At 71.8% G+C, this 25,885-nt stretch carries 29 protein-coding genes; 15 read left to right on the top strand and 14 right to left on the bottom strand.

Going from position 1 to position 25,885, the window contains the following annotated elements; translation table 11 throughout:
- Positions 1-156 precede the first annotated feature (156 nt).
- A complete protein-coding gene (locus ACWF9Z_RS14850; RefSeq protein ID WP_356649411.1) occupies positions 157-1,122 on the bottom strand; it encodes a diacylglycerol/lipid kinase family protein in 966 nt (321 codons plus the stop codon).
- Positions 1,123-1,206: 84 nt separating this feature from the next.
- Here ACWF9Z_RS14850 and ACWF9Z_RS14845 point away from each other — a divergent pair, with 84 nt between their 5' ends.
- On the top strand, positions 1,207-1,644 hold the full coding sequence (locus tag ACWF9Z_RS14845; protein ID WP_453601994.1) for a hypothetical protein: 438 nt from the start codon (positions 1,207-1,209) through the stop codon (positions 1,642-1,644).
- A gap of 109 nt (positions 1,645-1,753) precedes the next feature.
- Here ACWF9Z_RS14845 and ACWF9Z_RS14840 read toward each other — a convergent pair whose 3' ends face one another.
- The 3 genes from ACWF9Z_RS14840 to ACWF9Z_RS14830 form a co-directional block, all read right to left on the bottom strand.
- A complete protein-coding gene (locus tag ACWF9Z_RS14840) occupies positions 1,754-2,806 on the bottom strand; it encodes an RNA polymerase sigma factor SigF (RefSeq protein ID WP_453601991.1) in 1,053 nt (350 codons plus the stop codon).
- Positions 2,803-3,216, bottom strand: a complete 414-nt coding sequence (locus ACWF9Z_RS14835) for an ATP-binding protein (RefSeq protein ID WP_214949331.1) — start codon at positions 3,214-3,216, stop codon at positions 2,803-2,805. Before ACWF9Z_RS14835 ends, ACWF9Z_RS14840 begins: the two co-directional genes overlap by 4 nt.
- Before the next feature lie 226 nt (positions 3,217-3,442).
- Positions 3,443-3,703, bottom strand: a complete 261-nt coding sequence (locus tag ACWF9Z_RS14830; RefSeq protein ID WP_453601988.1) for a UBP-type zinc finger domain-containing protein — start codon at positions 3,701-3,703, stop codon at positions 3,443-3,445.
- A gap of 64 nt (positions 3,704-3,767) precedes the next feature.
- Here ACWF9Z_RS14830 and ACWF9Z_RS14825 point away from each other — a divergent pair, with 64 nt between their 5' ends.
- Positions 3,768-5,345, top strand: a complete 1,578-nt coding sequence (locus ACWF9Z_RS14825) for a Na+/H+ antiporter (RefSeq protein WP_453601985.1) — start codon at positions 3,768-3,770, stop codon at positions 5,343-5,345.
- Positions 5,346-5,381: 36 nt separating this feature from the next.
- Here ACWF9Z_RS14825 and ACWF9Z_RS14820 read toward each other — a convergent pair whose 3' ends face one another.
- The 4 genes from ACWF9Z_RS14820 to ACWF9Z_RS14805 form a co-directional block, all read right to left on the bottom strand.
- Positions 5,382-6,290 carry a 1-aminocyclopropane-1-carboxylate deaminase/D-cysteine desulfhydrase gene (locus ACWF9Z_RS14820; protein WP_453601983.1) on the bottom strand — a complete coding sequence of 303 codons (909 nt, stop codon included), beginning with the start codon at positions 6,288-6,290 and terminating at the stop codon, positions 5,382-5,384.
- A gap of 10 nt (positions 6,291-6,300) precedes the next feature.
- Positions 6,301-6,891 carry an N-acetylmuramoyl-L-alanine amidase gene (locus ACWF9Z_RS14815; protein ID WP_453601980.1) on the bottom strand — a complete coding sequence of 197 codons (591 nt, stop codon included), beginning with the start codon at positions 6,889-6,891 and terminating at the stop codon, positions 6,301-6,303.
- 131 nt (positions 6,892-7,022) lie between these two features.
- Positions 7,023-8,219 carry a globin domain-containing protein gene (locus ACWF9Z_RS14810; protein WP_453602176.1) on the bottom strand — a complete coding sequence of 399 codons (1,197 nt, stop codon included), beginning with the start codon at positions 8,217-8,219 and terminating at the stop codon, positions 7,023-7,025.
- Between the two features lie 153 nt (positions 8,220-8,372).
- Complete coding sequence (locus tag ACWF9Z_RS14805; protein WP_453601977.1) at positions 8,373-8,834, bottom strand: RrF2 family transcriptional regulator; 462 nt, start codon at positions 8,832-8,834, stop codon at positions 8,373-8,375.
- A 227-nt stretch (positions 8,835-9,061) separates the two neighbouring features.
- Here ACWF9Z_RS14805 and ACWF9Z_RS14800 point away from each other — a divergent pair, with 227 nt between their 5' ends.
- The 5 genes from ACWF9Z_RS14800 to ACWF9Z_RS14780 all read left to right on the top strand — a co-directional run bounded on the left by ACWF9Z_RS14800 (position 9,062) and on the right by ACWF9Z_RS14780 (position 13,392).
- Positions 9,062-10,468, top strand: coding sequence for a family 2B encapsulin nanocompartment shell protein (locus ACWF9Z_RS14800; RefSeq protein WP_453601975.1), 1,407 nt, complete (start codon positions 9,062-9,064; stop codon positions 10,466-10,468).
- The gene (locus tag ACWF9Z_RS14795; protein WP_453602173.1) at positions 10,459-11,520 is read left to right on the top strand and encodes a family 2 encapsulin nanocompartment cargo protein polyprenyl transferase; all 1,062 of its coding nucleotides are present in this window, start codon (positions 10,459-10,461) and stop codon (positions 11,518-11,520) included. The genes ACWF9Z_RS14800 and ACWF9Z_RS14795 overlap by 10 nt, the downstream gene beginning before the upstream one ends.
- A 136-nt stretch (positions 11,521-11,656) precedes the next feature.
- Entirely contained in the window at positions 11,657-12,268 is a 612-nt protein-coding gene (locus ACWF9Z_RS14790) for a GNAT family N-acetyltransferase (protein WP_453601972.1), read from the top strand.
- Between the two features lie 69 nt (positions 12,269-12,337).
- The gene (locus ACWF9Z_RS14785) at positions 12,338-12,922 is read left to right on the top strand and encodes a dihydrofolate reductase family protein (RefSeq protein ID WP_453601969.1); all 585 of its coding nucleotides are present in this window, start codon (positions 12,338-12,340) and stop codon (positions 12,920-12,922) included.
- 269 nt (positions 12,923-13,191) lie between these two features.
- Positions 13,192-13,392 carry a hypothetical protein gene (locus ACWF9Z_RS14780; RefSeq protein ID WP_453601967.1) on the top strand — a complete coding sequence of 67 codons (201 nt, stop codon included), beginning with the start codon at positions 13,192-13,194 and terminating at the stop codon, positions 13,390-13,392.
- A gap of 28 nt (positions 13,393-13,420) precedes the next feature.
- On the opposite strand, the gene snpA is transcribed toward ACWF9Z_RS14780, so the two are convergent.
- Positions 13,421-14,086 (bottom strand): snapalysin, encoded by a 666-nt coding sequence (gene snpA, locus ACWF9Z_RS14775; protein WP_453601964.1) that lies wholly within the window; start codon positions 14,084-14,086, stop codon positions 13,421-13,423.
- 210 nt (positions 14,087-14,296) lie between these two features.
- On the opposite strand from snpA, the gene ACWF9Z_RS14770 reads away from it, so the two are divergent.
- The 3 genes from ACWF9Z_RS14770 (at position 14,297) to ACWF9Z_RS14760 (ending at position 17,395) form a co-directional block, all read left to right on the top strand.
- Positions 14,297-15,241, top strand: a complete 945-nt coding sequence (locus ACWF9Z_RS14770) for a LysR family transcriptional regulator (RefSeq protein ID WP_453601961.1) — start codon at positions 14,297-14,299, stop codon at positions 15,239-15,241.
- Between the two features lie 272 nt (positions 15,242-15,513).
- Positions 15,514-16,449 (top strand): DUF4097 family beta strand repeat-containing protein, encoded by a 936-nt coding sequence (locus ACWF9Z_RS14765; protein ID WP_453601959.1) that lies wholly within the window; start codon positions 15,514-15,516, stop codon positions 16,447-16,449.
- Position 16,450: 1 nt separating this feature from the next.
- Positions 16,451-17,395 (top strand): helix-turn-helix transcriptional regulator, encoded by a 945-nt coding sequence (locus ACWF9Z_RS14760; RefSeq protein WP_453601956.1) that lies wholly within the window; start codon positions 16,451-16,453, stop codon positions 17,393-17,395.
- A 103-nt stretch (positions 17,396-17,498) separates the two neighbouring features.
- Here ACWF9Z_RS14760 and ACWF9Z_RS14755 read toward each other — a convergent pair whose 3' ends face one another.
- From ACWF9Z_RS14755 to ACWF9Z_RS14740, 4 genes are all read right to left on the bottom strand, one after another.
- Positions 17,499-18,011: a Clp protease N-terminal domain-containing protein gene (locus ACWF9Z_RS14755; RefSeq protein ID WP_453601953.1), complete on the bottom strand. Its 513-nt coding sequence runs from the start codon at positions 18,009-18,011 to the stop codon at positions 17,499-17,501.
- A complete protein-coding gene (locus ACWF9Z_RS14750) occupies positions 18,011-18,220 on the bottom strand; it encodes a helix-turn-helix domain-containing protein (RefSeq protein WP_215015209.1) in 210 nt (69 codons plus the stop codon). The genes ACWF9Z_RS14755 and ACWF9Z_RS14750 overlap by 1 nt, the downstream gene beginning before the upstream one ends.
- A gap of 67 nt (positions 18,221-18,287) precedes the next feature.
- A complete protein-coding gene (locus ACWF9Z_RS14745; protein ID WP_356649393.1) occupies positions 18,288-19,250 on the bottom strand; it encodes a zinc-binding dehydrogenase in 963 nt (320 codons plus the stop codon).
- Positions 19,251-19,378: 128 nt separating this feature from the next.
- A complete protein-coding gene (locus tag ACWF9Z_RS14740; protein ID WP_453601949.1) occupies positions 19,379-20,581 on the bottom strand; it encodes an NAD(P)-dependent malic enzyme in 1,203 nt (400 codons plus the stop codon).
- 527 nt (positions 20,582-21,108) lie between these two features.
- Here ACWF9Z_RS14740 and ACWF9Z_RS14735 point away from each other — a divergent pair.
- The 4 genes from ACWF9Z_RS14735 (at position 21,109) to ACWF9Z_RS14720 (ending at position 24,819) form a co-directional block, all read left to right on the top strand.
- A complete protein-coding gene (locus tag ACWF9Z_RS14735) occupies positions 21,109-22,053 on the top strand; it encodes an ABC transporter substrate-binding protein (protein ID WP_453601946.1) in 945 nt (314 codons plus the stop codon).
- A 70-nt stretch (positions 22,054-22,123) separates the two neighbouring features.
- The gene (locus ACWF9Z_RS14730) at positions 22,124-23,074 is read left to right on the top strand and encodes an amino acid ABC transporter permease (protein ID WP_453601943.1); all 951 of its coding nucleotides are present in this window, start codon (positions 22,124-22,126) and stop codon (positions 23,072-23,074) included.
- Between the two features lie 11 nt (positions 23,075-23,085).
- Positions 23,086-23,838, top strand: a complete 753-nt coding sequence (locus ACWF9Z_RS14725) for an amino acid ABC transporter ATP-binding protein (RefSeq protein ID WP_453602171.1) — start codon at positions 23,086-23,088, stop codon at positions 23,836-23,838.
- Positions 23,839-24,180: 342 nt separating this feature from the next.
- Positions 24,181-24,819, top strand: a complete 639-nt coding sequence (locus tag ACWF9Z_RS14720) for a CGNR zinc finger domain-containing protein (RefSeq protein ID WP_453601940.1) — start codon at positions 24,181-24,183, stop codon at positions 24,817-24,819.
- Here ACWF9Z_RS14720 and sodX read toward each other — a convergent pair.
- Entirely contained in the window at positions 24,723-25,193 is a 471-nt protein-coding gene (gene sodX / locus ACWF9Z_RS14715; protein ID WP_453601938.1) for a nickel-type superoxide dismutase maturation protease, read from the bottom strand. The two genes, ACWF9Z_RS14720 and sodX, sit on opposite strands and share 97 nt — an antisense overlap.
- A 183-nt stretch (positions 25,194-25,376) precedes the next feature.
- Here sodX and sodN point away from each other — a divergent pair, with 183 nt between their 5' ends.
- Positions 25,377-25,772, top strand: a complete 396-nt coding sequence (gene sodN, locus ACWF9Z_RS14710) for a superoxide dismutase, Ni (protein WP_215025411.1) — start codon at positions 25,377-25,379, stop codon at positions 25,770-25,772.
- Positions 25,773-25,885 lie beyond the last annotated feature (113 nt).

The following is a 25,885-nucleotide window of genomic DNA, read 5'->3' as shown; positions in this document are numbered from 1 at the left end:
CGATCGCCATGTAGAGATTCGCAAACCTCGGACGGGGATACAACCCCTTCCGGAAAGTTTTTTTTGATTCGTCGGTGTCTACTAGGTCACAGCCCTACTTCGTGGGGGTGGACCGGCGTGTAAACGTTCGAGTGAAAGGACTTTGGGCCCTTCTACTCACACAATCACACGCAGTGCACGGCGTACGCCTGTGAACCGAACGCTGGTACGCAGACCGAGGTGGTCTCCGTCCATCTGGAAGGGAAGCGGAACCTTCGAATGCAAGGTGAAGTCGGTCAGATCGTGCAGAGACACCGCATGCTTGCCGTGAGGGCCGCGCTCAGGAGTCGAGGTCAGGAGCTGTGTCGCGTAGCGAGCGACCGCCGGAGTTGACAAACGGTCCAGGGCCAATACGTCAAGTGCAGTATCGAACGACGCCTCGGGTGAGGCGTAAAGGGGGCGGTTGCCCAGATACGTCCAGGGTGAGGTGTTGCACACTATCGACAGCACCAGGTCCGTCACCGGATCCGCGCCGGGGCGTTCGAGCGTGACCGTGCCGTGCCGCCGGTTCGGCTCGTCCCAGAACTGGCGCATCAGCTGCCGTACATAGAGGGCGTGCGTCGAACGCTTGCCCCGTTCGCGCTGTTGTTCGACTCTGCCCACGACGCCGGCGTCGAAGCCGAAGCCCGCGCAGAAGGTGAACCAGCGGGCCGGAACCGACTCGTCCTCGGTGCCCGGCGTGCCCGCCGCCAGTCCCAGGCCGACCGTCCGCTCGCGCCGCTCGCGCAGCGCGTCGAGCAGGGCGCCGGTCGCCTCCACCGCGTCGTTGGGCAGGCCGAGCGCGCGGGCGAACACATTGGTGGAGCCGCCGGGGACCACGGCGAGGCCCGGGAGCCGGTCCGGATCGGGTCCTTCGTGCAGCAGTCCGTTGACCACTTCGTTGACGGTGCCGTCACCGCCGAGCGCCACCACCAGGTCGACACCGGTCTCCGCCGCCCTGCGTCCCAGGTCCCGGGCGTGGCCGCGGTACTCGGTGGTGACCGCCTCCAGCTTCATCTCGCTGGCCAGGGCGTGGGTCAGGACGTCACGCGTGCGCGCGCTGGTCGTCGTCGCTGCTGGGTTGGCCACGAGGAGTGCACGCATATGCGCAGCCTACCGACCCGTTCGAGTGCGATCCGTACTGGCCGTCCCCTCTGAGGGCGCGAAGGCCCCGGATACCCTGCTGGGGTGAGTACGAAGCCCATCCCCACCGCACCCGACGGCCCCGCCGCGCCGCTCCGCAGGCTGACCGCGGCCGCCGCCCTCACCGCCCTGGAGGGCCTGACCCTGGCCGGCCTCGGCATCGTCATCCTGTACGTGGGCATCGCCGGCGACGCCGACTCCCCGCAGCAGGCGGAGACGGGCGGGATCACCCTGCTGGTCCTCTCCGCGCTGCCGCTGGTCGCGGCGCGCGGGCTGCGCCTGGGCCGCCGCTGGAGCCGCGGCCCGGCGCTGATCACCCAGCTGATGGCCCTGCCGGTGGCCTGGACCCTGTGGACCAGCGGCGGCGCGATGACCGCCGCCGCCGTGGCCCTGGCCCTGGCCGCGGTGGCCGTCGTGGGACTCCTGGTGAATCCGACGGCGACCGCGGCGCTCGGCGCCGGGCCCGGCACCGAGGCTCCGTAGCCCGGCCCGTGCGCGGGGTCCATGCGCCGGGATCCTGCGCCGGGCCCGCGTCAGGCCCGCGTCAGGCCCGTGCGCCGGCCCGTGCGTCAGGCCTTTCCTTCCGTGCCCCTCACTCCTCGACCAGGAGCTTCTCCCGGAGCTGGGCCAGGGTGCGGGCCAGCAGCCGGGAGACGTGCATCTGGGAGATGCCGACCTCCAGCGCGATCTGCGACTGGGTCATGTTGCCGAAGAACCTCAGCAGCAGGATCCGCTTCTCGCGCGGTGGGAGCCCCTCCAGCAGCGGTTTGAGGGACTCGCGGTACTCGACGCCTTCCAGCGCCTCGTCCTCCGAGCCCAGCGTGTCCGCCACCGCCGGCGACTCGTCGTCCGTGTCCGGGACGTCGAGCGAGAGCGTGCTGTAGGCGTTGGCCGATTCGAGGCCCTCCAGCACCTCCTCCTCGGAGATCCCCAGCCGCTCGGCCAGTTCGTGCACCGTGGGGGAGCGGCCGTGCTGCTGGGACAGCTCCGCCGTCGCCGTCGTCAGCGAGAGCCGCAGCTCCTGCAGCCGCCTCGGGACGCGTACCGCCCAGCCCTTGTCGCGGAAGTGGCGCTTGATCTCGCCGACCACCGTGGGCGTGGCGTACGTGGAGAACTCGACCCCGCGGTCCGGGTCGAACCGGTCCACCGACTTGATCAGCCCGATGGTGGCGACCTGCGTCAGGTCGTCCAGGGGCTCGCCGCGGTTGCGGAAGCGCCGTGCCAGGTGCTCGACGAGCGGCAGGTGCATCCGTACGAGACGGTTGCGCAGCTCGGCCTTCTCCGGCGAGCCGTCGGGCAGGGCCCGCAGCTCGATGAACAGGGCCCGCGCGCCGCTGCGGTCGCGCGGGTCCGGCAGGGGCGCCGGACTGACGAACACCGGGGCCGGGGGGGCTCCGGGTGTGTCCTCGGCCGGGGCCGACGGGGCCGTGGCAGCGGCTCCCGGTGGCTGGACCGGCAGTGTCTGGTCGTGCTGGTTGTCGCTCATAGGGCCCGCCCGTCGCTCCGCCGAGTCCGAAAAGCCGTCTTCCGCATCCGTGTCGGCCGGGTGCGGCCGGGCGTGCTGCTGCTCCGGAATGCCGCCGTCGACCTCGTGACCTACCCGGGGCCGATCCCCGCCCCGCACCGGGACCTCCCCGCCGCTCACGCCGGGCCTGGTCCTGCGCCGCGCTGTTTGTAGAGGCTGATGCTCACCGTCTTGTTCTCCTCGACCGTGGCCTCGACCTTGCCGGCCAGGGCCGAGAGGACCGTCCACGCGAACGTGTCGCGCTCCGGCGCGCGGCCGTCCGTGGTCGGCGCGGAAACGGTCACCTCCAGCGAATCGTCCACCAATCGGAAGACGCAGCTGAGGACGGAGCCGGGCACGGCCTGCTGGAGCAGGATCGCGCAGGCCTCGTCCACCGCGATGCGGAGGTCCTCGATCTCGTCGAGAGTGAAGTCCAAACGTGCCGCGAGGCCGGCCGTGGCCGTCCGCAGCACCGACAGGTAGGCACCCGCAGCGGGCAGCCGGACTTCCACGAAGTCCTGGGTCCCGGGCTCGCCTGCGATCTGGGACACCCTCACCTCCAAGGTGGTACGAGCTCTGTTCGCCGGTGACGCTATCGCGATCCGGGCGATCGTGTCGCGGTCCCCCCGCTGGAGAGCGCGAGGCCCCGTCGAACATAGCTGGCCGTGCGGCCGTACCTACGACCAGTGACTGATGGTAAGCCCATGGGTACGCACAGTGGCTAGGGGTCTGCGGGCCCAAATCAGGGGAACCGGCGGAGGGTTGATCTACCCCGCCTCAGACGATCGAACCGTCGACAAAACACCACCGCCAGGTCTCGCCCGCTTCGAAGCTCCGCATGACCGGGTGGCCGGTCGCGCGGTGGTGCGCCGTGGCGTGCCGGTGGGGCGAGGAGTCGCAGCAGGCGACGTACCCGCACTCCAGGCACATGCGCAGCTGCACGGGATGGCTGCCGAGCTCAAGACATTCGGGGCATGTCCGGTCAAGGGGGGCGGGCTCGGGGCGCGGCAGTTCGGGAACGTGGGTGCACTCGCTCATGATGGCCAGCGTACTGAGGTGCGGGCGCCCGAGGACGACACGAGCCGAGCGAGGATGATCTTCGATGGAGGTATTGCCCCTGGTGGCGCTGGTCGCGGGCTGCGCGATCGTCGCCGGTCTGGCCCGGCGCACCCGGGTGCCCGCGCCCCTGCTGCTGGTCGCCGCCGGGCTGGCCGCCGCGTACGTCCCCGGCGTGCCGCCGTACGGGCTGGACCCGCACATCGTGCTGCCGCTGCTGCTCCCGCCGCTGCTGTACACGGCCGCCATGGACAGCTCGTACCTGGACCTGCGGGCGAACATGCGGCCCGTGGCGCTGCTCTCGGTGGGGTACGTGCTCTTCGCGACCCTGGTCGTCGGGTACGCGGCCTACTGGGTGGTGCCGGGGCTCTCGCTGCCGGTGGCGCTGGTGCTGGGCGCGGTCGTCGCGCCGCCCGACGCGGTCGCCGCGACGGCCATCGCCCGCAAGCTGGGGCTGCCGAACCGGATCACGACCATCCTGCAGGGCGAGTCCCTGGTCAACGACGCCACCGCGATCACGGCCTACAACGTGGCGCTCGCGGCGGCGCTCGGGGCGAGCGCCGGCTGGGCGGGCGGGATCGCGGAGTTCCTGCTGGCGTCGGTGGGCGGGGTCGGCGTGGGCCTGCTGCTGATGGTCCCCATCCACGTGCTGAGGAAGACGCTGCGCGAACCCCTGCTCCAGAACACGCTGTCGCTGCTGATCCCGTTCGTGGCCTACGCGGCCGCCGAGCGGGTGCACGCCTCGGGCGTCCTGGCGGTGGTGGTGGTCGCCCTGTACCTCGGGCACCGGAACTGGCAGGTGGACTTCGCGACCCGGCTCCAGGAGGAGGCGGTGTGGAAGATGGTCGCCTTCATCCTGGAATCCGTGGTCTTCGCGCTCATCGGACTCCAGCTGCCGGTGGTCCTGAAGGGGCTCGGGGAGTACGAGGGCGCGGCCGCGGCGGGCTACGCGGTCGCCGTCTTCGTGGTCGTGGTGGTGGCCCGTTTCGCCTGGGTCTTCCCCGCGACGTTCCTGCCGCGGCTCTCGCGGCGGATCCGGGCGCGGGAGCCCGGGACGAACTGGAAGGCCCCGACCGTCGTCGGATGGGCCGGCATGCGGGGCGTGGTCTCGCTGGCCATCGCCTTCTCCGTGCCGGTCACCGTCCCGCACCGGAACCTGATCCTGTTCCTGACGTTCACGACGGTCATCGGCACGCTGGTGGTCCAGGGGCTCACCCTGCCGCCGCTGATCCGGCTGCTGCGGCTGCCCGCGCGGGACCTGCACGCCGAGACCCTGGCGGAGGCCCAGGCGCAGAGCGAGGCCTCGCGCGCGGCGGACGAGCGGCTGACCGAGCTGCTGGCCTCCCCGGAGAACGCCCTGCCGCCGCCGCTCGCCGACCGGCTGCGGACCGTACTGGAGCGCAGGCGCAACGCGGTGTGGGAGCGGCTGGGGGAGGTCAACGCCGTGACGGGGGAGTCGGCTGACGACGTGTACCGCCGCCTGGCCGGGGAGATGATCGCCTCGGAGCGGGAGGTGTTCGTCTCGCTGCGCGACGCGCGCCGCATCGACGACGAGATGCTCCGCGTCCTGCTGCGCCGCCTCGATCTGGAGGAGGCGGCGGCCTACCGGGAGGAGGCGGCGTAGCCCGCGCCGCCGGAGCCGCGGAGCCGCGGAGCCCGGTCACGGCCGGCCCGTGACCACCGCCGCCACGGTGGAGCCCCGGGGGAAGGCGCCGGCGCGGGTGAGGGCGAGCAGCGCCCAGAGGAGCTTCGCCACGTAGATCCGCTCCACCGGGAGGCCGTGGCGGGACTCGAAGTCCGCCGCGAAGGCCTCCAGCGCGTCGGGAACGCGGGCGTAGCCGCCGTGGGCGAATCCCTCGGCCAGCGACCAGTCACCGGCCGGACCGCCGAAGGCCGCCGTCTGGAGGGAACGTATCTCCCCCTCCAGGAAGCCGCCCCCGACCACCGGTACGCCCACCGCGCGCTGCCCGGCGCCGAGCCCCGCCGCCAGTCCGGCCAGCGTGCCTCCGGTGCCGCAGGCCACCGCGGCCACGTCGCAGACGCCGCGCAGCTCGCGCCCGAGCTCGGTGCAGCCGTGCAGGGCGAGCGCGTTGCTGCCGCCCTCCGGGACCACGTACGCCCCGCCCGCACCGGCCGCCTCCAGGAGCCGGGACAGGGCCGCCGGATCGGCCTTGAGGCGGTACTGCGCGCGGGAGACGAAGTGCAGCCGCATGCCGTCCGCGGCGCACCGGGCCAGCGACTCGTTCAGCGGACGCCCGGCGAGCTCGTCGCCCCGGACGATCCCGACGGTCTCCAGCCCCAGCAGGCGGCCGGCCGCGGCCGTGGCGCGCAGGTGGTTCGAGTAGGCCCCGCCGAAGGTCGCCAGCGCCGGGTATCCGCCCGCGACGGCCGCGCGCAGGTTCGGCGCGAGCTTGCGCCACTTGTTGCCCGGCAGCTCCGGATGGACCAGGTCGTCCCGCTTCAGCAGCAGCGCCACGCCGTGCTCGGCGAAGCGCTCGTCCGCCGCTTCGGCCAGCGGGGACGGGGGTCGGGGGAGCAGCGCCTCGGACGCTTCGGGAGCCTCGTTCACCAGGCCATTGTCACTTCAGCCGCTCCTCCACGCGGGCGCGCATCGAGTCCATCGTGAACCCCTTCGGATCGATCTTGCCCGGCTGCCACTCCAGGTGGCCGATCACCGAGCGGGCGGTCCATCCGTGGACGCGGCACAGGGCGGCCGCCGCGCGGGCGATCGCGTCGAGCTGGACCGCCGGCCAGGGGTCCGTGCCGCTGCCGAGGTTCTCGCACTCGAAGCCGTAGAAGTGGCGGTTGCCGTCGGTGTCCGCGTGCTGGTCCGGGGGGAGCCGCTTCTCCGCGATCACCGCGGCCAGGACCGCGGAGTCGCCCGAGCCCGCGTGGTTGGCACGGCCGTAGCCGACGAGGTGGACCCGGCCGTCCTTGGTGATCACCCCGTGGCAGAGCGGGCCGGGGAGGGCCGGGTCGCCGTCGCGGCAGAGCTGGACGGTGTACGCGGTCCCGTGCGTGACGGTGTGATGGACCATCACCCCGTTGACCGGACCCCAGGGCCCCTTGTGGTTGCGGTTGTGGGTGCGCCAGGCGCCGACTTCGACGACGGTGAGGCCCTCGGCCCGCAGGGCGCCGATGAACCGGTCTGCGGACATGGGTGCGGACATGGCCGACTCCTTGACTCTGCGTGAGCGATCTATCACTCAACGGTCTAATGGAGGCAGTCATTCCGCCGCAAGGGCGCAGAGGGCGCGGGGGAGGGGCGGGGAAGGGTGAGGGCGCAGGGGCGGGGTCGGGCCTAGGCCGAGGCGAGCCACAGGTCGGGGCCGAAGACCTCGTAGTGGATGTCGGCGGGCGCCACGCCCCTGGCGATCAGCTGCTCGCGCGCCGCCCGCATGAAGGGGAGCGGTCCGCACAGGTAGGCCCTGGTGCCGGACGCGACCGGGACGCCGGTGAGGTCGAGGCGGCCCTCGCGGTCGCCGGGCTCGGCCGCGGTCTCGTACCAGAAGTGGGCCCGGGCGTCGGGGAGCTTGTGGGTCAGTGCGCGGTGGTCGGCGCGCAGGGCGTGGTCGGCGGGGGAGCGGTCGGCGTGCAGCACGGTCACGGGAGCCGGGTGCGAGGTCTCGGCGAGGTGCCGGAGCATCGCGAGCATGGGCGTGCAGCCGATTCCGGCGGAGGCGAGGACCACCGGCGCGGCGGAGTCCTGGAGCACGAGGTCGCCGTAGGGGGCCGAGACGCGCAGGGTGTCCCCGGTGCGGACCTCCGTGTGGAGGTGGTGGGAGACCTCGCCGTCGGGGCCGCCGGCGGCCCGGCCGTGGACGCGCTTGACGGTGATCGAGCGGACCGGGGAGCCGGGGGCGCCGGAGAGGCTGTACTGGCGTATCTGGCGGGCGCCGTCGGCCAGTTCCACCTGGACGGAGACGTACTGGCCGGGCTTGGCGCCGGGTGCGGGGGCGCCGTCGGCGGGGGTGAGGTGGAAGGTGGCGCAGTCGGCGGTCTCCTCGACGCGGGCGGTGACGGTCCACTCGCGCCACACGTCCCCGGCGACCACCTGCTGCTCGGCGTAGAGGCGCTCCTCGATGGCGATGAGGGCGTTCGCCATCAGCCAGTACACCTCGTCCCAGGCTTCGGCGACCTCCGGGGTGACGGCGTCGCCGAGGATCTCGGCGATGGCCGCGACGAGGTGCTCGTGGACGAGCGGGTACTGCGCGCGGGTGACACCGAGGGAGGCGTGCTTGTGGGCGATGCGGCCGAGCATCACGTCGGGGCGGGTGTCGGGGTGGGCGACGAGGTGGGTGGCGAAGGCGGCGATCGAGCCGGCGAGGGCCTGCTTCTGGAGCCCGGCGTTGTGGTTGCCGCGGTTGAACAGGTCGCGGATCAGCTCGGGGTGGGCCGCGAAGAGCTTCGCGTAGAAGAGTTCCGTGATCTCGCCGATGGCCGCGCCGACGGCGGGCAGGGTGGCTCGTACGGTCGCGGTCGACTTCTCGGACAGCATGCGGGACTCCTCCGTGGAAAGTTGCATTCAAGATGCTTATTTATTGGGACGGGTAACGGGTCCGCCTTGATGCGGACTTCCGTTCGAAAGGCTGGTCGGACTCGGGTCTCGGGGGCCCCTCGCCGGTGCGAACCGGCCATCGGGACCCCGTCGTCAGGGGCCCGGGATCCTCGGTGAACTGCCCGAAATGCCCAGCAGGAGCGGGCCGGTCGGGGCTGCGACCAGGTCGTTCACCGTCAGGGGGTCCAGTGACGCGAAGAAGGCCTCCTGGGCCCGGCGCAGCGCCCCGCGCAGCACGCAGGCGCCGCGCAGGGGGCACGGGGCCGTGCCCTCGCAGTCCACGACGTCGCCGGCGCCCTCCAGCTCGCGGATCACCGCGCCCGCCGAGGCGGTCCGCCCGGCGGCGGTCAGGGCGAGGCCGCCGCCGCGCCCGCGCCGGGCCTCGACCAGGCCGAGGTGCTGCAGCTTGGCGACCACTTTGGCGGTGTGCGTGTAGGGGACCTCCATGGTCGCCGCCACGTCCCGGGTGGTGGGGAGGTCCGCCTCGGGTGTCTCCTCGACGGCCAGGCGCATCAGGACGCGCAGCGCCAGGTCGGTGAATCGGGTCAGCCGCATGGGGTCACCGTAGGAAACTTGCATCCAAGATTCAAATTCAAACGGCCCTCGGCGGCGCCGATGGCTGAAACGGGTGGGGTGCGAGTGGCTCGTGGTGAGGGAGTTGAACTCCAGAGGATGCCCCGTCCACGGACGGAGTAGTCCCACCCTTTTGTGTAATGGTCCCACCACGGTCCGTGCTGGAAGGCTGCGAGCGCAGATCCATGGAGTGATCGAAAGGGAAACACATGTCGGTCCAGGCAGGTTCCGAATCCGGGGTCCAGGCCCCGCAGCGCAGTCTCGGCACCTCGGCCGCGAGGAACTTGGCAACCACGACCAAGTCCGCGCCGCAGATGCAGGAGATCACCTCCAGGTGGCTCCTGAAGATGCTCCCGTGGGTGTCGGTCCAGGGCGGTACCTACCGGGTCAACCGGCGGCTGAGCTACGCGGTCGGCGACGGTCGCGTGGAGTTCGTCAAGACGGGCACCCAGGTGCAGGTGATCCCCGCCGAGCTCGGCGAGCTGCCGCTCCTGCGCGACTACGACGACCTCGACGTCCTCACCGAACTCGCCGCGCGCTGTCACCAGATCGACTTCGAGGCCGGCCAGGAGCTCACCTCCTTCGGCAACCCGGCCGACAAGGTGTTCCTGCTGGCCCACGGCCGCGTCGACCAGATCGGCACCGGCCCCTACGGCGACGACGCCGTCCTGTCGACCGTGGCCGACGGCGCCTACTTCGGCGAGGACTCCCTCGTCGACGAGGAGGCCATCTGGGAGTGGACCGCCCGCGCCGCCACCGCCGGTACCGCGCTCGTCCTCTCCCGCCAGGACTTCCAGATCCTCGCCGACCGGGTCGAATCGCTGCGCGCGCACGTGGACTCCGTACGGGCCATGCCCGAGCAGCGCACCAACAAGTACGGCGAGGCCGCGATCGACCTCTCCGCCGGCCACCAGGGCGAGGCCGTCCTGCCCGGCACCTTCGTCGACTACGAGGCCCGCCCGCGCGAGTACGAGCTCTCCATCGCGCAAACGGTCCTGCGGGTCCACACCCGCGTCGCCGACCTGTACAACCAGCCGATGAACCAGACCGAGCAGCAGTTGCGGCTCACGGTCGAGGCGCTGCGCGAGCGCCAGGAGCACGAGATGCTCAACAACCGCGACTTCGGCCTCCTGCACAACGCCGACTACGACCAGCGCATCCAGCCGCACGACGGCGCGCCCGGCCCCGACGACTTGGACCAGCTGCTCAGCATGCGGCGCGGATCCAAGTTCTTCCTCGCGCACCCGAAGGCCATCGCCGCCTTCGGCCGGGAGTGCAACCGGCGGGGCCTGTACCCGGAGTCGGTCGAGATCGGCGGCCACCGCGTGCCGTCCTGGCGCGGGGTCCCGCTGTTCCCGTCCAACAAGATCCCGATCAGCGACGCCCGGACGACGTCCATCCTCTGCATGCGCACCGGCGAGGACGAGTCGGGCGTGATCGGCCTCCACCAGCCCGGGATCCCCGACGAGATCGAGCCGAGCACCTCGGTGCGGTTCATGGGGATCAGCGAGCAGGCGATCATCTCCTACCTGGTCACCACGTACTTCTCCGCCGCGGTGCTCGTGCCGGACGCGCTCGGCGTCCTGGAGAACGTCGAGATCGCGCGCTGGCGCTGACCGTGTCGACCATCGAGGCGATCGCCGCCGGCGAGGGGCAGGATGCCGCTGCCCTGCTCGACCGGACGAGAGAAACGGTCAACCCGGAACTGCGCCGGACCGTCGAGAGCCTGCCCGGCTCGATGCGGCGCGTGGCGATGTACCACTTCGGCTGGGAGAACGAGGACGGCACCCCCGCGTCCGGCAGCGCGGGCAAGGCCCTGCGGCCGGCGCTGGTGCTCGCCTCCGCCCAGGCCCTGGGGGGCGCGGGGAGCGGGGCGGCGGACGCCGTGCGGGCGGCGGCGGCCGTGGAGCTGGCGCACAACTTCACGCTGCTGCACGACGACGTCATCGACAAGGACGTCCGGCGGCGCGGCCGGGCCACGGCCTGGACGGTCTTCGGGGTGCCGGACGCGATCATCACGGGTGACGCCATGATGGCGCTGGCGCTCCGGCTGCTCGCCGAGGACCCGCACCCCGCCTCGGCCGCGGCTTCGGCCCGGCTCGCGGCCTGCGTGATCGAGCTGTGCGCGGGCCAGCAGGCGGACTGCGCCTTCGAGCAGCGGGCGTCCGTCTCCCTCGACGAGTGCCTGACCATGGCGATGGCCAAGACCGGGGCCCTCCTGGGCTGCGCGTGCGCGCTCGGCGCCCTGTACGCGGGGGCCGGCCCGGACGAGGTCGACGCGATGGACGCCTTCGGGCGGGAGGCCGGACTGGCCTTCCAGCTCATCGACGACCTGATCGGCATCTGGGGGGACCCCGGCCACACCGGGAAGCCCGCGGGGGCCGACCTGGCCGCCCGCAAGAAGTCCCTGCCCGTCGTGGCCGCCCTCACCTCCGGCACCACGGCGGGGGCGGAACTGGCCGCGCTGTACGCGGGCCCCATGACCGGGGACGACGTGCGCAGGGCCGCCGACGCGGTGGAGCGGTCCGGGGGGCGGGACTGGGCGCAGGCCCACGCCGCCGACCGGATGGGGCGGGCGGTGCAGCAGCTGTCGCGGGCGGTCGCGGACCTCGGGGCGGCGGACGGGCTGCTGGCGCTGGCGGAGTTCGTGACGCGCCGTACGAAGTGAACGCGTAGGCGTGGAGGGGCGCCCCGAGGCCTGTTCCGGCACCGCACGGTGCCGGAACGGGCCTTTTCGCTCCGGTGGGCCAACTCTAGGATCGCTCACGGTGGTTGACACGTGAGCGAAGTGAAGGGCGGGACCCATGGCGCTGGAGACACGTCGGGCGGATCAGTCGGACCGGGACGCGGTGGCGCGGCTGCTGGACGAGGCGTTCCGCGAGGACCCGGTGAGCAGTTGGGTGTTCCCCGACCCCGCGCACCGGGCCGCGGTGCACGGGAAGTTCCTCGGGGTCTTCGTGGACGTGGCGCTGGCCGAGGGCAGGATCGACTACGCGGCGGACGGTTCGGCCGCGGCGCTGTGGCTGCGGATCCCGGCCGGCGATCCGGAGGGGGAGGCCGCCCCGGACGAGGTCCCGGCGAAGATGCGGGCGGTGGCCGACCCGGACAACGAGCGCTGCGAGCTGGTCGGCCGGCTGACGGGCGAGGCGCACCCGACCGCGGAGGAGCACGAGTACCTGCTGATGATCGCGGTCGCGCCGGGACGGCAGGGGGAGGGGCTGGGGCGGGGGCTGATCGAGCCGGTGCTGGAGCGGTGCGACCGCGAGGGCCTGCCGGCGTACCTGGAGGCGAGCAGCGAGCGCAGCGGCCGGCTCTACGAGCGGCTCGGTTTCGAGCACACGGGCACGCCGGTGCGGCTGCCGGACGGCCCGCTGATGTGGCCGATGTGGCGCAAGCCGCAGTCATCCCTTGCGTGACCACTTCACGTGAAGTACTTTGTCCGACGTGCCTCGCTGGAGGTGCACGGTCGAACGAAAGAGACTCGCTTGCGCAAGCTCACGTACTTCATCGCCACGACGGTCGACGGGTTCATCGGGGCCCCGGACGGTGACGGCGATTTCTTCTACGCCCACCTGGACCCCGAGTTCATCGACCACCTGAAGGCGGAGTACCCGGAGACCATCGCCGCGCAGGGGCGCACCCAGCTCGGCCTCTCCGACACCCCCGCACGGCGGTTCGACGCCGTCCTCATGGGCCGCAACACCTACGAACCGGGCCTGAAGGCCGGCGAGGCCAGCCCTTACGGCCATCTGCGCGAGCAGTACGTCATCTCGCGCTCCCTCACCGCCGCGCCCGCCCCGGACGTGCAGCTGATCAGCGGCGACGTCGTCGCACGGGTGCGCGAGCTGAAGGCGCGCGACGGGCTCGGGATCTGGCTGTGCGGCGGGGCGGACCTCGCGACCCAGCTGATCGACGAGATCGACGCGTTCGTGGTCAAGACCTACCCCGTCTTCGCCGGCACGGGCATGCCGATGTCGCGGGCGGGCTTCGGGGTCCGCCCGCTGGAGCTGACCGGCTGCACGGTCCTCGGCGGCGGCCAGACCATCACCTCGTACGCCGTCAAGCGCTGAGGCTCCCGGCCGGCCCCGGGGCTCCCGGACGCCGGCCCGCGCGCGGGGGGGGGCCGCCGCGCGGCCCCCCCGCCCCCCCGAGCACGCGTCCCCGCCTCACTTTAGACGTTGTAGATTTCTCGGGTGGGGGGGGCCCACACAAACACCCCCCCCCCCCCCCCCCGGCCCGCCGCCCCCCCCCCCCCCCGGCGCCCCCGCCCCCGCCCCCGCGGGGGGGGGGGCCCGCCCCCCCCCCCCCGGGACGCGCGGAACCGGCCTACCGTGGAGGTATGACCGGTCAAGAGCGGCAGCGCGTACACGAGACGATCGCCCCGCGGGCCGGGCACGAGCAGCAGACGTGCCCGGCCTGCGGACGCCCCGTCGACACGGTGGTCAGACGGCGCAAGGCGCTCGGGATCTTCATCCCCGAGTGGGTGCCGGGTTCCTGCCGGAACCCGGACTGCGCGGCGTACGTGCCCACCGGGGCCTGAGCCCCGCCGGGCTCAGGCCCCGCCGGGCCTAGCCCTTCGAGTCGAGGCCCGAGGCGACGAGGCCGTTGGCCCACAGCTGGTTGACGCGCGAGCGCTCGGCGGAGTTCGGGGTGGCGTTCTGGCAGGAGGTGCCGGGGCCGCCGCCCGACATCAGCTCGCTGCACGGACCCGAGTAGTGGTCCGGCAGGCCGAGCACATGTCCGGTCTCGTGCGCGGTCACGCGGGTGGAGTTGTACTGCTGGTTCTGCTGGTAGTCGAGGAAGATGTAACCCCGGCCGTGGCCGTCGGTGCTCGCGTACGAGCCGCGCGAGTCGTTGCCCTCGCGGTACGAGAAGTTCCCGCCCGAGGACACCTCCTGCAGCTTGACGTTCGCCACCGAGCCGTTCCAGATCTGGGTGGAGCGGGCTATCTGGCTGCGGAAGCTCGGGGCGCTGCGGGTGTTGTACGTGACGGTCACGGCCTGCAGGCCCGGGTTCGCGGCACGCTGCTCGGCCACCGAACGCTGGACCGCGTCGAAGAAGGCGCGGTTGGCGGCCTGGTTCTCCTGCGAGCTCGCGTACGCGGCGTACGAGCTCGGGCTGCCCGAGGCGGGGCCGGCGGCGGCGCTCGCGCTCGGGACGATGCCGCCGAGGACGGCGGCGACGCCGAAACCGACGGCGGCGGCGGACATCATGGTCTTGCGGGAGTGGCGCATGGGGGACTCCTGCTCCGGTGCGGGGGGTGGTGGGGGGATCCGTTCGGTACCGGAGTCTGCGGGAGCGGGGGCGGCCGGCGGATGATGCCAGCCCCCGATAACGCGGGGTTATCGGAGGGTTTTCGGCAGGCCAACACCCCTGAGAATGGCGGGATTCGGGGGGATGCCAGTGGCTGGTGCGGTCGGAGCCGACCGGCCTACTCTCTGGGCATGGAGCTTGAGGTCAGGCACCTGCGCGCCCTGTGCGCCATCGCCGACGCCGGTAGCCTGCACAAGGCCGCCCGGCAACTCGGCGTGAGCCAGCCCTCGCTGACGACCCAGCTGCGCCGCATCGAACGGGCCCTGGACGGTGAGCTGTTCCTGCGCGAGCGCACCGGCTGCCGGCCGACCCCCTTCGGGCGCAGCGTGCTCGGCCGGGCCCGGCCGCTCCTCGCCGAGATGGCCGCCCTCGTCGCGGAGGCACGGGCGCTGTCCCAGGGACCCCGGCTGCGGATCGGCTCCACGGCCAGCCGCGCCCTGCCCGGCTGGCTGCGCCGCCTGCACCGGCGGCTGCCCGACACGGAGACCGACCTGGTGGTCGACGTCTCCGCCAACGCGCTGCTGCGGATGACGGCTTCGGGGCAGCTCGACGTGGCGTTCGTCCACGAGGTGGAGGGAAGCCCCCTCCAGGTGCCGGCCGGTCTGCGGCTGCGCGTGCTCATGGAGCGGGAGCCCCAGTTCGTCTCCATGGCCCGCAACCACCCGGCGGCGGCCCGGTCCGTGGTGGAGCTGCGGGACCTCGCCACCGACCGGTGGACCGTGGACCCCTCGGTGGACGGCGAATGGGACGGCCTGCGCAGGGTCTTCGCGGTCGCCGGACTCGACCCGCCCCTCCTGCACGCCGATTACCACACGGCCACCTCGCTGATCGTCTCCGGCGAGGCCGTCGCCCCCTGCCAGCCCACCTCCGGGCCGCGCGAGGACATGGCGATCCGGCCGCTCTCGGGCGACCCGCTCGCCGTGCGCCTCCTCCTCGCGACCCGGCCGGGCGCGCACGAGGCGACCTGCGCGCAGGTGTACGAGGACCTCCGCGCGGCCTACCGCGAAGCGGCGCTGCGCACTCCGCCGTACCGGGCCTGGCTGCGCCGGCACGCGAGCCCGCTGCTGGCGGCGTAACTCAGGACCGATCCGGGCCGCCCCGCGCCGCCGGCACCCGTGCGGCGGCTGCCTCCGGCTGCCCGTTCGGCCGGCCGGCCCGCGGACGCGGGCCCGGCGGGCCCGCGCCGCGCCCCGTCACCTCATGCGTGCGGACTGCCGCATCCCCCTGCCGCCCTTGACTTACCCCAACCGCGATATATCGTGTTAGTCAGAAGACGCGATATGTTGCGTGCGTCGAGCACACCCAGCAGTCCGCAGTCCGTGCACGTACGCCGAGGAGGATCAGCAGCATGGCAGAGGCAGTGCAGAAGACGTGGTCGGTCGCCGAACCGCAGAAGCTCACCTTCGAGGAGCCGGTGACCGAGGTCCGCGTCCGCGTCGTCGGCGGCACGGTCAATGTGGTCGCCGCGGACGAGGGCCCGGCCTACCTGGAGGTGGCCGAGGTCGACGGCCCGCCCCTGCACGTGGTGCAGGAGGACGGTGTCCTCACCGTCTCCTACGAGGACCTCCCCTGGAACGGCTCGCAGGGATTCAAGAAGTGGTTCGACAGCAAGCCGTGGAAGGCCTGGTCCGCCTCCGGCTCCGGCCGCAAGGCCTGGGAGCGCAGCGCCACCGTGACCCTCGCGGTCCCGGCCGCCACCCGCGTCCAGCTGGCCGCCGTCAGCGCCGCCGCCTTCGTCTCCGGGATCGACGGCGGCACCGAGATCCACGGGGTCTCCGGCGGTGCCACGCTCGTCGGCCTCTCCGGCAGGATCAAGGCGCACACCGTCTCCGGCGGCGTCGAGGCCCAGTCCGTGACGGGTGAGCTCGGCTTCCACTCCGTCTCGGGAGACCTGACCGTCCTCGACGGCGCCGCCGGCACCGTACGGGCCGACTCGGTCAGCGGCGACATGCTCATCGACCTCGCCCTCGACGGCCGTCCCGGGCAGAGTCCGGTGGACATCTTCCTCAACTCCGTGTCCGGGCAGGTCGCCATCCGCCTCCCGCACCCGGCCGACGCCCGCGTCGAGGCCAACACCGCCACCGGCGGGGTCTCCAACGCCTTCGAGGACCTGCGCGTCTCCGGTCAGCTGGGCGCCAAGCGGATCACCGGCACCCTGGGCGCCGGTACGGGCACCCTGCGCGCCACCACCGTCTCCGGGTCCATCGCGCTGCTGCGCCGCCCGGCCGAGGACGGCCCCGCCGCCCCGGCCGCTCCTCTCGAGCTCGACAAGAAGGTGCTCTGACATGCCGCCCGTCTTCGCCCACGGCCGCCTCCGCCTGTACCTCCTCAAGCTGCTCGACGAGGCCCCGCGCCACGGGTACGAGGTGATCCGGCTCCTGGAGGAGCGGTTCCAGGGGCTGTACGCGCCCTCCGCGGGCACGGTGTACCCGCGCCTCTCCAAGCTGGAGGCCGAGGGCCTGGTCACGTACGCCACCGAAGGCGGGCGCAAGGTGTACTCGATCACCGAGGCGGGTCGCGCCGAACTCGCCGGCCGGGTCGGTGAACTGGCCGACCTGGAGCTGGAGATCCGCGACTCCGTCTCGGAGCTCGCCGCCGAGATCCGCGCCGACGTGAGCGGGGCGGCGGGTGACCTGCGGCGCGAGATGCGGGCCGCGGCGAACGCGTCGGCCACGCAGGTGGAGGACGAGTCCTGGAAGGCCGCCAAGGAGGAGCTCCGCAAGGCGAAGGCGGAGTGGAAGGAGCAGGCGCGCCGGGCGAAGGACGAGAGCCGGCGGGCCCGCGAGGAGGCCCAGCAGGCCCGTCGCCAGGCCAAGGAGGCGCAGGAGCGGGCCCGCGAGGAGGTCCAGCGCATCGCCGGTCAGCTGCAGGAGCAGCTCGCGAAGTCGGGCGGGGTCCTGGGCAATCTGGCGGGTGCCTGGCTCGGCGGTGCGGCCTCGGGTTCCGCGGCTCCCGCGGGCGCCTCGGCCGGTTCGCCCGGCGCGCCCGGTTCCGCCGGCGCTCCGGGGGCCTCGGCCCAGGCCCCGGCGGGAGACCCGGACTGGGCCCGGGACGTGCCGGCGACCGGCGACCCGGCGCGTGACATGGACCGGCTGCTGGACCGCTTCCGCGATGACATCCGCGACGCGGCCCGCGACCACGGGGTCACCCGGGACCAGCTGTCCGAGGCCCGTGAGCACCTCGCGGCGGCGGCCTCCCGCATCGCGGCGACACTGCGGCCGCCGCGCTAGGAACACGGCGGCTTCGCGAGCTCCATCTGCGCCGTCTGCTCCCGCCGTTCCACCCGTTCCGACGAGCCCCCCGCGCCTGCCGGCCCGGGGGGCTCGTCGGGTTTCAGGCCGCCAGGCCCGACTCGGCCGCGGCGTAGGTGACCCCGTGGTCCGTGAGGATCTCGGCGGGGGTGCCGGGGCGGGAGAGGAGGGAGAGGAGCAGGTGGAGGGAGGAGATGTGCCGGTCCTTGCGCCCCAGGGCGATCCGCAGCGACTGCTCGAGCACCTTCTTCGCGCCCGGGGTGAAGCGGGTGCGGCCGGTGCGCCTGGCCGGGGAGGGGGCCGACAGGGCGCCCTCCCCGTGGGTCTCCTCGATGCGGGAGACGATCTCCGTGAGGTCGATGCCGAGATCCGCGAGGGCCTTCTCGTCCGCCCTGGACATGCCGCCCCGGCGGCGGGCCGCCGCGAGGTCGGCGGCGAGCGCGTCCCGGTCCACGCCCAGGGGGTCGAGGGCGCCCTGGGCGAGTAGCGCGAGGAGCAGGTGTTCCTCCGTGACCGAGGCGGCCCCGGCCCGCTGGGCCTCGGTGACCGCGCCGGTCACGGCGGAGCGGGCGTCCCGGGTGAAGCGTTCGAACATCAGAGCCTCCCGTGCTTCTTGTGTACGGCCTGCCGGCTGACTCCCAGCTCGGCCGCGATGTCCTGCCAGGACCAGCCCTGCGCGCGGGCGCTGCGCACCTGGACGGCCTCCAGCTGCTCGAGCAGCCGTCGGAGGGCGGCCACGGCGCGCAGGCCCACACGGGGGTCGCGGTCACCGGCACGCTCCGCGAGATCGGTAGCTTCCGTCATGCATGTCAATGTAGGTTGACGCACGGGAGGGTGTCAACCTGCATTGACGAAGCGGGTCGCGAGCCGCCTACACCGTGAGGACGATCTTGCCGAAGAGGTCGCCGGACTCCAGCTTCTCGAAGCCCTCGCGGGCCCGGTCCAACGGCAGCGTCTCGTCGATCACCGGCCGGACCCCGGTCGCCGCGCAGAAGGACAGCAGGTCTTCCAGCTCGTCCTTCGAGCCCATCGTCGAGCCGACCACCTTGAGTTCCAGGAAGAAGATCCGGGTGAGCTCCGCGTGCGCCGGGCGGTCTCCGCTGGTGGCGCCCGAGATGACCAGGGTGCCGCCGGGGCGGAGGGACTTGACCGAGTGCGACCAGGTGGCCGCGCCGACCGTCTCGATGACGGCGTCCACCCGCTGGGGGAGCCGCGCGCCCGGCTCGTACGCCTCCACGGCGCCGAGCTCGACCGCGCGCCGGCGCTTGGCCTCGTCCCGGCTGGTCGCGAAGACCCGCAGACCGGCCGCCTTGCCGAGGACGATCGCGGCGGTGGCGACGCCGCCCCCCGCGCCCTGGACCAGGACCGAGTCCCCGGGGCGGACGCCGGCATTGGTGAAGAGCATCCGGTACGCGGTCAGCCACGCGGTGGGCAGGCAGGCGGCCTCCTCGAAGGAGAGCTCGGCGGGCTTGCGCAGCACGTTCCAGGCGGGGACGGTGACCTGCTCGGCGAACGTGCCCTGGTAGCGCTCGGTCAGGATCGAGCGGGGCTCGTCGGGGCCGACGCCGTGGCCGCTCTGGCCGATGACGGAATGCAGGACGACCTCGTTGCCGTCCTGGTCGATCCCGGCGGCGTCGCAGCCGAGGATCATCGGGAGTTTCTCCTCGCCGAGGCCGACTCCGCGCAGGGACCACAGGTCGTGGTGGTTCAGGGAGGCGGCCTTGACGTTCACGGTCACCCAGCCGGGCCGGGCCTGCGGCGCGGGGCGGTCGCCCAGCTCGAGGCCTCGTAGCGGCTGGTCACGGTCGATTCGGGCGGCATAGGCAGCGAACATGGCCGCGAGGCTACCGCCCAGTAGCCCCCGGATCCAGGCCCCGCCCCCGGACGGTCGCCGCGGCGGACGGCAACAGGGCCCGGCCGAAGTGTCCGGCCGGGCCCTGCTGCGTACGACTGGTGAGGCGATCAGGCGAGACGGGCCACGCCGTCCGCCTTGGCGGCCGCCGCGACGGCCGCGGTGACGGCCTGCGCCACGCGCTCGTCGAACGGCGAGGGGATCACGTAGTCGGCGGCGAGCTCGTCGCCCACGACGCCGGCGATGGCGTCGGCGGCGGCGATCTTCATGCCTTCGGTGATCCGGCTCGCGCGGACCTTCAGCGCACCCGCGAAGATGCCCGGGAAGGCCAGCACGTTGTTGATCTGGTTCGGGAAGTCCGAACGGCCCGTGGCCACGACCGCCGCGTAACGGTGCGCGACGTCGGGGTGGACCTCCGGGTTCGGGTTGGCCATGGCGAAGACGAAGCAGTCCTTCGCCATCGTCGCCACCGCGGACTCGGGGACCGTACCGCCGGAGACGCCGATGAAGACGTCGGCGCCCGCGAGGGCGGTCTCCAGGGAACCGGTCTGGCCGGTCTTGTTCGTCAGGCCCGCGATCTCCGCCTTGACGTCCGTCAGGTCGGAGCGGTCCGCGGAGACGACGCCCTTGCGGTCGGTGACGCAGACGTCGCCGATGCCGGCGTCCACCAGGATCTTGGCGATGGCGATGCCCGCCGCACCCGCGCCCGAGATCACGGCCCGCAGGTCGGCGAGGGTCCGACCCGTGAGCTTCGCGGCGTTGCGCAGGGCGGCCAGCGTCACGATGGCCGTGCCGTGCTGGTCGTCGTGGAAGATCGGGATGTCCAGGGCTTCCTGGAGGCGACGCTCGATCTCGAAGCACCGGGGGGCGGAGATGTCCTCCAGGTTCACGCCGCCGAAGGACGGCGCGAGGCGGATCACGGTCTCGATGATCTCGTCCGTGTCCTTGGTGGCGAGCGCGATCGGAACCGCGTCCACTCCACCGAACTGCTTGAAGAGAATGGCCTTGCCCTCCATCACGGGGAGGGAGGCTTCCGGCCCGATGTCACCGAGTCCGAGCACGGCCGTACCGTCGGTGACGACGGCGACCACGTTGGACTTCCAGGTGTACTCGTTCACCAGGTCGGGCTGCTCGGCAATGGCGCTGCAGACCTTCGCAACGCCGGGCGTGTACGCCAGGGACAGGTCGTCCTTGTTGTGGACCGGCACGGTGGCCACGATGGCCATCTTGCCGCCCCGGTGCAGCGCGAACACCGCATCGGGGTTGTTGTCCGTCACGCTGTCGCTGCGAGGATTGACGATCTCCGCTGCCACTGTGTTGACCCCTTAAGTCTTTGAATCATTGAGGGTGACCACTCCTGGTTAAGGGGTGGGCGGGCACCGCGTCCGTACTCCGCACAGACGGTTGGTAGCCCGTCCGCGCGAAGGGGAGGTTCGTACGCGCGGGCGCGCCGCACGCGCGCCCTGAGCCCCGGATGAGGGGTGTAAGGATCTGTTCTACCCGAAGAACACTCACCCAGACGAGTCGATTCCCCCTCGACCATAGGTCGCTTGCCCCGGTTTTGGCGAAAAGTCCAAACCTTGGCGTCCGATAGGCGAGACGCACCGCAAAAACTGCGGCCAAAACGCCTGGTCACAGCGTTTAATCCGGCCCCGAGGGCCCTTATCCGCAGGGCTGTTGGGTACCCGGGGGTCTCCGTTATCCGATTTTGACCTGACGGGCACCCTGAATGTCTCAGTCCGAATGGCAAGATGCCGTAATCACACAAGGTCGCGACACTCGATGGTGCGTGCACGACCGTCTCGGATGCTTCTTTCCCCACTGCCGGAGGAACCAGCTCATGACCGCAAGCACCACCCGTCGTACGACCGCCGCCCGGTCCCGGATCGCCGCGGTCGGCGCGATCGCGGTCGCCGGCGCCCTGATCCTCACCGGCTGTGGCGACCAGACCGAGAAGAAGGACGGCGGCAGCTCGAAGTCGAACGACGCCCCGCTCTTCTCCGCCCTGCCGAAGAAGATCCAGGACGCGGGTGTCGTCAAGGTCGGTACGGACGCGGCCTACGCGCCGATGGAGTTCACCGAGGGTGGCAAGATCGTCGGTGTCGACCCCGACATCGCCGAGGCGCTGGGCAAGCAGCTCGGCGTGAAGTTCGAGTTCACCTCGGGCAGCTTCGACGGTCTGATCACCTCGATCTACTCCGGCCGCCAGGACGCGATCATGTCGTCGGTCACCGACAACGAGAAGCGCCAGAAGGGCCTCGACGACGACGGCAAGCAGATCGGCAAGGGGATCGACTTCGTCGACTACTTCTCCTCCGGCGTCTCGCTCCTCGTCAAGAAGGGCAACCCGCAGGGCATCAAGTCCCTGGATGACCTGTGCGGCAAGACCGTCGCCGTCCAGCGCGGCACGATCTACGAGGACACCTTCAAGGCCCAGGCCACGAAGTGCGGTGACAAGAAGCTCACCATCGAGTCCTTCGACACCGACGCCGAGGCCCAGACCCGCGTCAAGGCCGGCGGCGCCGTGGCCGACCTGAACGACTTCCCGGTCGCCGCGTACATCGCGAAGACCTCGGGCGGCGGCAACGACTTCGAGGTCGGCGGCGCGCAGAGCGACGTCGGTCTCTTCGGTATCGGCGTCAGCAAGGAGAACACCCAGCTGCGCGACGCCCTGAAGCAGGCACTCGACGCGATCATCAAGGACGGCTCCTACGCCAAGGTCCTGGAGAAGTGGAACGTCAAGGACAGCGCGGTCACCTCCGCCACGGTCAACGCAGGCAAGTGACCCGGGTGACCCCGGTGGCCCTCGCGGCCCCGGGGTCCTGGTTCCTGAGTTCCACTGAAGGGCAGTCATCGTGACTGACAAGATCGAAAAGGGTCCGGCCGCAACCCCGCCGGCCGGTCCCGGCGCCTCGGGCACCCCCTACGAGGCCATCAAGGCAATCCCCGTACGGCACTACGGCCGCTGGGTCAGCGGTGTCGTCGTCGTCGTGCTGCTGGGCTGGCTCGTCTACGCCTTCTCGCAGGGCAACGTCATCTGGAAGACGGTCGGCGACAAGCTCTTCGACCCCTCGGTCATCAGCGGCCTGGGCAACACCGTCGTGATCAGCGTGTCCGCGATGGCGCTGGGCCTCGTGCTCGGCATCGTCTTCGCGGTGATGCGGCTCTCGAAGAACCCGGTGACGAACACCGTCGCCTGGCTCTACATCTGGTTCTTCCGCGGCACCCCGGTCTACGTACAGCTGCTGGTGTGGTTCAACCTGTCGCTGATCTTCCAGTACGTGAACCTCGGCCCGATCTACAAGCAAGAGACCGTCGAACTCATGACCCCGTTCATGGTCGCCCTGCTGGGCCTCGGCCTGAACGAGGGCGCGTACATGGCGGAGATCGTCCGGGCCGGCATCCAGTCCGTCGACGAGGGTCAGGGCGAGGCCTCGCACGCGCTGGGCATGACCCAGACGCAGACCATGCGCCGCGTGGTGCTCCCGCAGGCGATGCGCGTGATCATCCCGCCGACGGGCAACGAGTTCATCAACATGCTGAAGACCTCGTCGCTGGTGTCCGCGGTTCAGTACACGGAACTGCTGAGGGCCTCGTCGAACATCGGGTCCACGGCCGGCGCCATCATGGAGATGCTGTTCGTCGCCTCCATCTGGTACCTGGCCCTGACCAGTGTGTTCAGCGTCGGCCAGTACTACTTGGAGCGCCGCTACGCACGCGGTGCGCTGCGTTCCCTGCCGCCCACGCCGTTCCAGCGGCTGCGGGCCAACCTGAACATGTTCCGCCGTACGGAGGTGTCGAAGTGACCGCCCAGCCGATGGTCAAGGCCGAGGCCGTCCACAAGTCGTACGGCGCCGCGCACATCCTGCGGGGCATCGACCTCGAGGTGGCCCCCCGCGAGGTGTTCTGCCTGGTCGGCCCGTCCGGTTCCGGCAAGTCGACCTTCCTGCGCTGCATCAACCACCTGGAGCGCATCAACGCCGGCCGGCTCTCGGTCGACGGTCAGCTGGTCGGCTACCGCGAGAAGGCCGGCAAGCTCTACGAGCTGAAGGACAGCGAGGTCGCGGCCCAGCGCCGGGACATCGGCATGGTCTTCCAGCGCTTCAACCTCTTCCCCCACATGACGGCCATCGAGAACGTCATGGAAGCCCCCGTCATGGTCAAGGGCGAGAGCAAGGCCGTGGCCCGTGCCCGCGCCGTCAAGCTCCTCGACCGCGTCGGCCTCGGCGACAAGGGTGCGAACTACCCGACCCAGCTCTCCGGCGGCCAGCAGCAGCGCGTGGCCATCGCCCGCGCGCTGGCCATGGAACCGAAGCTGATGCTCTTCGACGAGCCCACCTCGGCGCTCGACCCGGAGCTCGTCGGCGACGTCCTCGACGTCATGCGGGACCTGGCCGAGTCGGGCATGACCATGATCGTGGTCACCCACGAGATGGGCTTCGCCCGCGAGGTCGGCGACAACCTCGTCTTCATGGACGGCGGTGTCGTGGTCGAATCCGGCCACCCCCGCGAGGTCCTGGGCAACCCGCAGCACGACCGGACGAAGGCCTTCCTGTCCAAGGTGCTGTAACGGCTTCACACGCGCAAGGGGCGGTACGGGTCTCCCGTACCGCCCCTTGCGCGTGCGGCGGACGTCCGGCTTCGGGCACGCGTCAACGGGGCGGGAACGGGGGCGGCGCCCGTACGGATGGATTCCGGGAACCTCTGGGCGGCGCGGTCCGTGTTACTTCCGGTACCGCATGCGAGGTCCGGGGCGCCGGGGCCGCTCCGGCTCGCGCCGAGGGGTCCGGGCGGCCTGCGCCGCCCGCCCTTCGGTGCGTGCCGCGTCCGCCCCGCCCTCCTGTATGCGTAATACCCTAGAAGCTGTCTCGGCCGTTACGGAGACAACAATCCGCAGCCGTAAGGACTACAAGTGGAACTGGCCTATTACTCGGACTACGCCGTGCGCCTGGTCAACACCGAGGAGCCGGCCCGCAACAAGGACTCGCTGACCTCCGTGGACGCCGTCCGGGCGCTCTTCGGCGCCAGCGTGCAGATGGCCCGCCGGGTCACCGACACCGACGTCACCCGCTTCCGCAACGTCCGGGGCAGGCTGCGCACCGTCTTCGAGGCGGCCGACGGCGGCGACCACGTCCTGGCCGTCGACCTGCTGAACTCCCTGCTCATGGAGTTCCCGGTCAGCCCCCAGGTCTCGGGACACGGGCCCATCGACGAGCACGACGAGCACGGCGGGCCCCACTGGCACATCCACCTCGCCGACCACCCCTCCAACGCCTCCGCGGGCTACGCCGCGATCGCGTCCTTCGGGCTGGCCTTCCACCTCACCGAGCACGGCCCGGGGCGGCTCGGCCTCTGCCAGGCGGCCCCCTGCCGCAACGCCTACCTGGACACCTCGACCAACCGCTCCCGGCGCTACTGCTCCGACCGGTGCGCCACCCGCGCCAACGTCGCGGCCTACCGCGCCCGCAAGCGCCTGGAGGCCGAGGAGTCCGCGCGCAGCGGACGCAGCGCCGAGGCCGCCCAGGAGACCCGGGCCCTCAGCGACCGCTGATCGCGCGCCGCGTGCTCCGGCCGGGGGAGCGGCCTGAAACGGGCCACCCCGGTCGCCAGCACCAGCTCGTCGGGAACCGTCCCGTAGTCGGTGCTGTCGCCCGTCTCGTTGAACGGGTTGTCGCCCAGCACCCACCAGCCGCCCGGCCGCCGCTCCGCCGCCCGCTTCACGACCAGCAGGTCCTGCTGGAACGGGTGGCGCAGCACCACGACGTGGCCCGGCCGCACCGGCGCCCCGTACCGGACCAGCAGCTGGTCCCCGTGCTCGAGCGTCGGAGCCATCGAAGGACCCGTCACCTCGAGCACGCCGATCCGCTTCAACGGAGACGACCACACCGACGGCGACCGCCGTCCCGAGGGCGTGTTCCGGACCATCCGTGACCTCCTCGCCCGCACCTTGTCCCACCCCGCATGCTGCCGCACTCTTCCGTACATTCGCGCACCGGCCCGGGTACGGCCCTGGACTTTTGTCCCAAGCCCATGGGGGCGGCCGCGAAAACGTCTCTCTCACGGAGTAATCTCCCCCTTGAGAAGACGATCACGAGGAGGACAAACTCCATGCTTTCCCGCCTCTTCGCCCCCAAGGCGAAGGTCTCCGCCCACTGCGATCTGCCGTGTGGCGTGTACGACCCTGCCCAGGCCCGCATCGAGGCCGAGTCCGTCAAGGCCGTGCAGGAGAAGTACCAGGCCAACGACGACGCCGACTTCCGCGCGCGCGCCATCACCATCAAGGAGCAGCGCGCCGAGCTCGCGAAGCACCACGTTTCGGTGCTGTGGAGCGACTACTTCAAGCCGCCGCACTTCGAGAAGTACCCGCAGCTGCACGCTCTGGTCAACGACACCCTGAAGGCCCTCTCGGCCGCCAAGGCGTCGAACGACCCGGCGACCGGCGCCAAGGCGCTGGAGCTCATCGCCGAGATCGACCGCATCTTCTGGGAGACCAAGGCCGCCTGAGCGCGCCTTGTCCTCCCTGTCCCCGGGGACGATGACGAAGGGGCCCGGGGGCCGCGCGGGCGGGGCGGGGGGCGCCCGCTCTCGAGTGCGGGGTGAGGCGCGCGCTCGGTGGG

The organism is Streptomyces sp. NPDC054961 (genome assembly GCF_053609145.1).
This window is presented reverse-complemented; position numbering and strand designations above follow the sequence as displayed.

Excerpts from the sequence above, each read along its gene's own strand:
- ACWF9Z_RS14770 (WP_453601961.1), top strand. The coding sequence starts at position 14,297 with ATGGAGCTTGAGGTCAGGCACCTGCGCGCCCTGTGCGCCATCGCCGAC.
- ACWF9Z_RS14850 (WP_356649411.1), bottom strand. The coding sequence starts at position 1,122 with ATGCGTGCACTCCTCGTGGCCAACCCAGCAGCGACGACGACCAGCGCG.
- ACWF9Z_RS14735 (WP_453601946.1), top strand. The coding sequence starts at position 21,109 with ATGACCGCAAGCACCACCCGTCGTACGACCGCCGCCCGGTCCCGGATC.
- sodX (WP_453601938.1), bottom strand. The coding sequence starts at position 25,193 with ATGGTCCGGAACACGCCCTCGGGACGGCGGTCGCCGTCGGTGTGGTCG.
- ACWF9Z_RS14805 (WP_453601977.1), bottom strand. The coding sequence starts at position 8,834 with ATGCGGCTGACCCGATTCACCGACCTGGCGCTGCGCGTCCTGATGCGC.
- ACWF9Z_RS14765 (WP_453601959.1), top strand. The coding sequence starts at position 15,514 with ATGGCAGAGGCAGTGCAGAAGACGTGGTCGGTCGCCGAACCGCAGAAG.
- sodN (WP_215025411.1), top strand. The coding sequence starts at position 25,377 with ATGCTTTCCCGCCTCTTCGCCCCCAAGGCGAAGGTCTCCGCCCACTGC.
- ACWF9Z_RS14780 (WP_453601967.1), top strand. The coding sequence starts at position 13,192 with ATGACCGGTCAAGAGCGGCAGCGCGTACACGAGACGATCGCCCCGCGG.
- ACWF9Z_RS14810 (WP_453602176.1), bottom strand. The coding sequence starts at position 8,219 with ATGCTGTCCGAGAAGTCGACCGCGACCGTACGAGCCACCCTGCCCGCC.
- ACWF9Z_RS14830 (WP_453601988.1), bottom strand. The coding sequence starts at position 3,703 with ATGAGCGAGTGCACCCACGTTCCCGAACTGCCGCGCCCCGAGCCCGCC.
- ACWF9Z_RS14745 (WP_356649393.1), bottom strand. The coding sequence starts at position 19,250 with ATGTTCGCTGCCTATGCCGCCCGAATCGACCGTGACCAGCCGCTACGA.
- ACWF9Z_RS14825 (WP_453601985.1), top strand. The coding sequence starts at position 3,768 with ATGGAGGTATTGCCCCTGGTGGCGCTGGTCGCGGGCTGCGCGATCGTC.
- ACWF9Z_RS14760 (WP_453601956.1), top strand. The coding sequence starts at position 16,451 with ATGCCGCCCGTCTTCGCCCACGGCCGCCTCCGCCTGTACCTCCTCAAG.
- ACWF9Z_RS14800 (WP_453601975.1), top strand. The coding sequence starts at position 9,062 with ATGTCGGTCCAGGCAGGTTCCGAATCCGGGGTCCAGGCCCCGCAGCGC.
- ACWF9Z_RS14750 (WP_215015209.1), bottom strand. The coding sequence starts at position 18,220 with ATGACGGAAGCTACCGATCTCGCGGAGCGTGCCGGTGACCGCGACCCC.
- ACWF9Z_RS14755 (WP_453601953.1), bottom strand. The coding sequence starts at position 18,011 with ATGTTCGAACGCTTCACCCGGGACGCCCGCTCCGCCGTGACCGGCGCG.
- snpA (WP_453601964.1), bottom strand. The coding sequence starts at position 14,086 with ATGCGCCACTCCCGCAAGACCATGATGTCCGCCGCCGCCGTCGGTTTC.
- ACWF9Z_RS14790 (WP_453601972.1), top strand. The coding sequence starts at position 11,657 with ATGGCGCTGGAGACACGTCGGGCGGATCAGTCGGACCGGGACGCGGTG.
- ACWF9Z_RS14725 (WP_453602171.1), top strand. The coding sequence starts at position 23,086 with ATGGTCAAGGCCGAGGCCGTCCACAAGTCGTACGGCGCCGCGCACATC.
- ACWF9Z_RS14815 (WP_453601980.1), bottom strand. The coding sequence starts at position 6,891 with ATGTCCGCACCCATGTCCGCAGACCGGTTCATCGGCGCCCTGCGGGCC.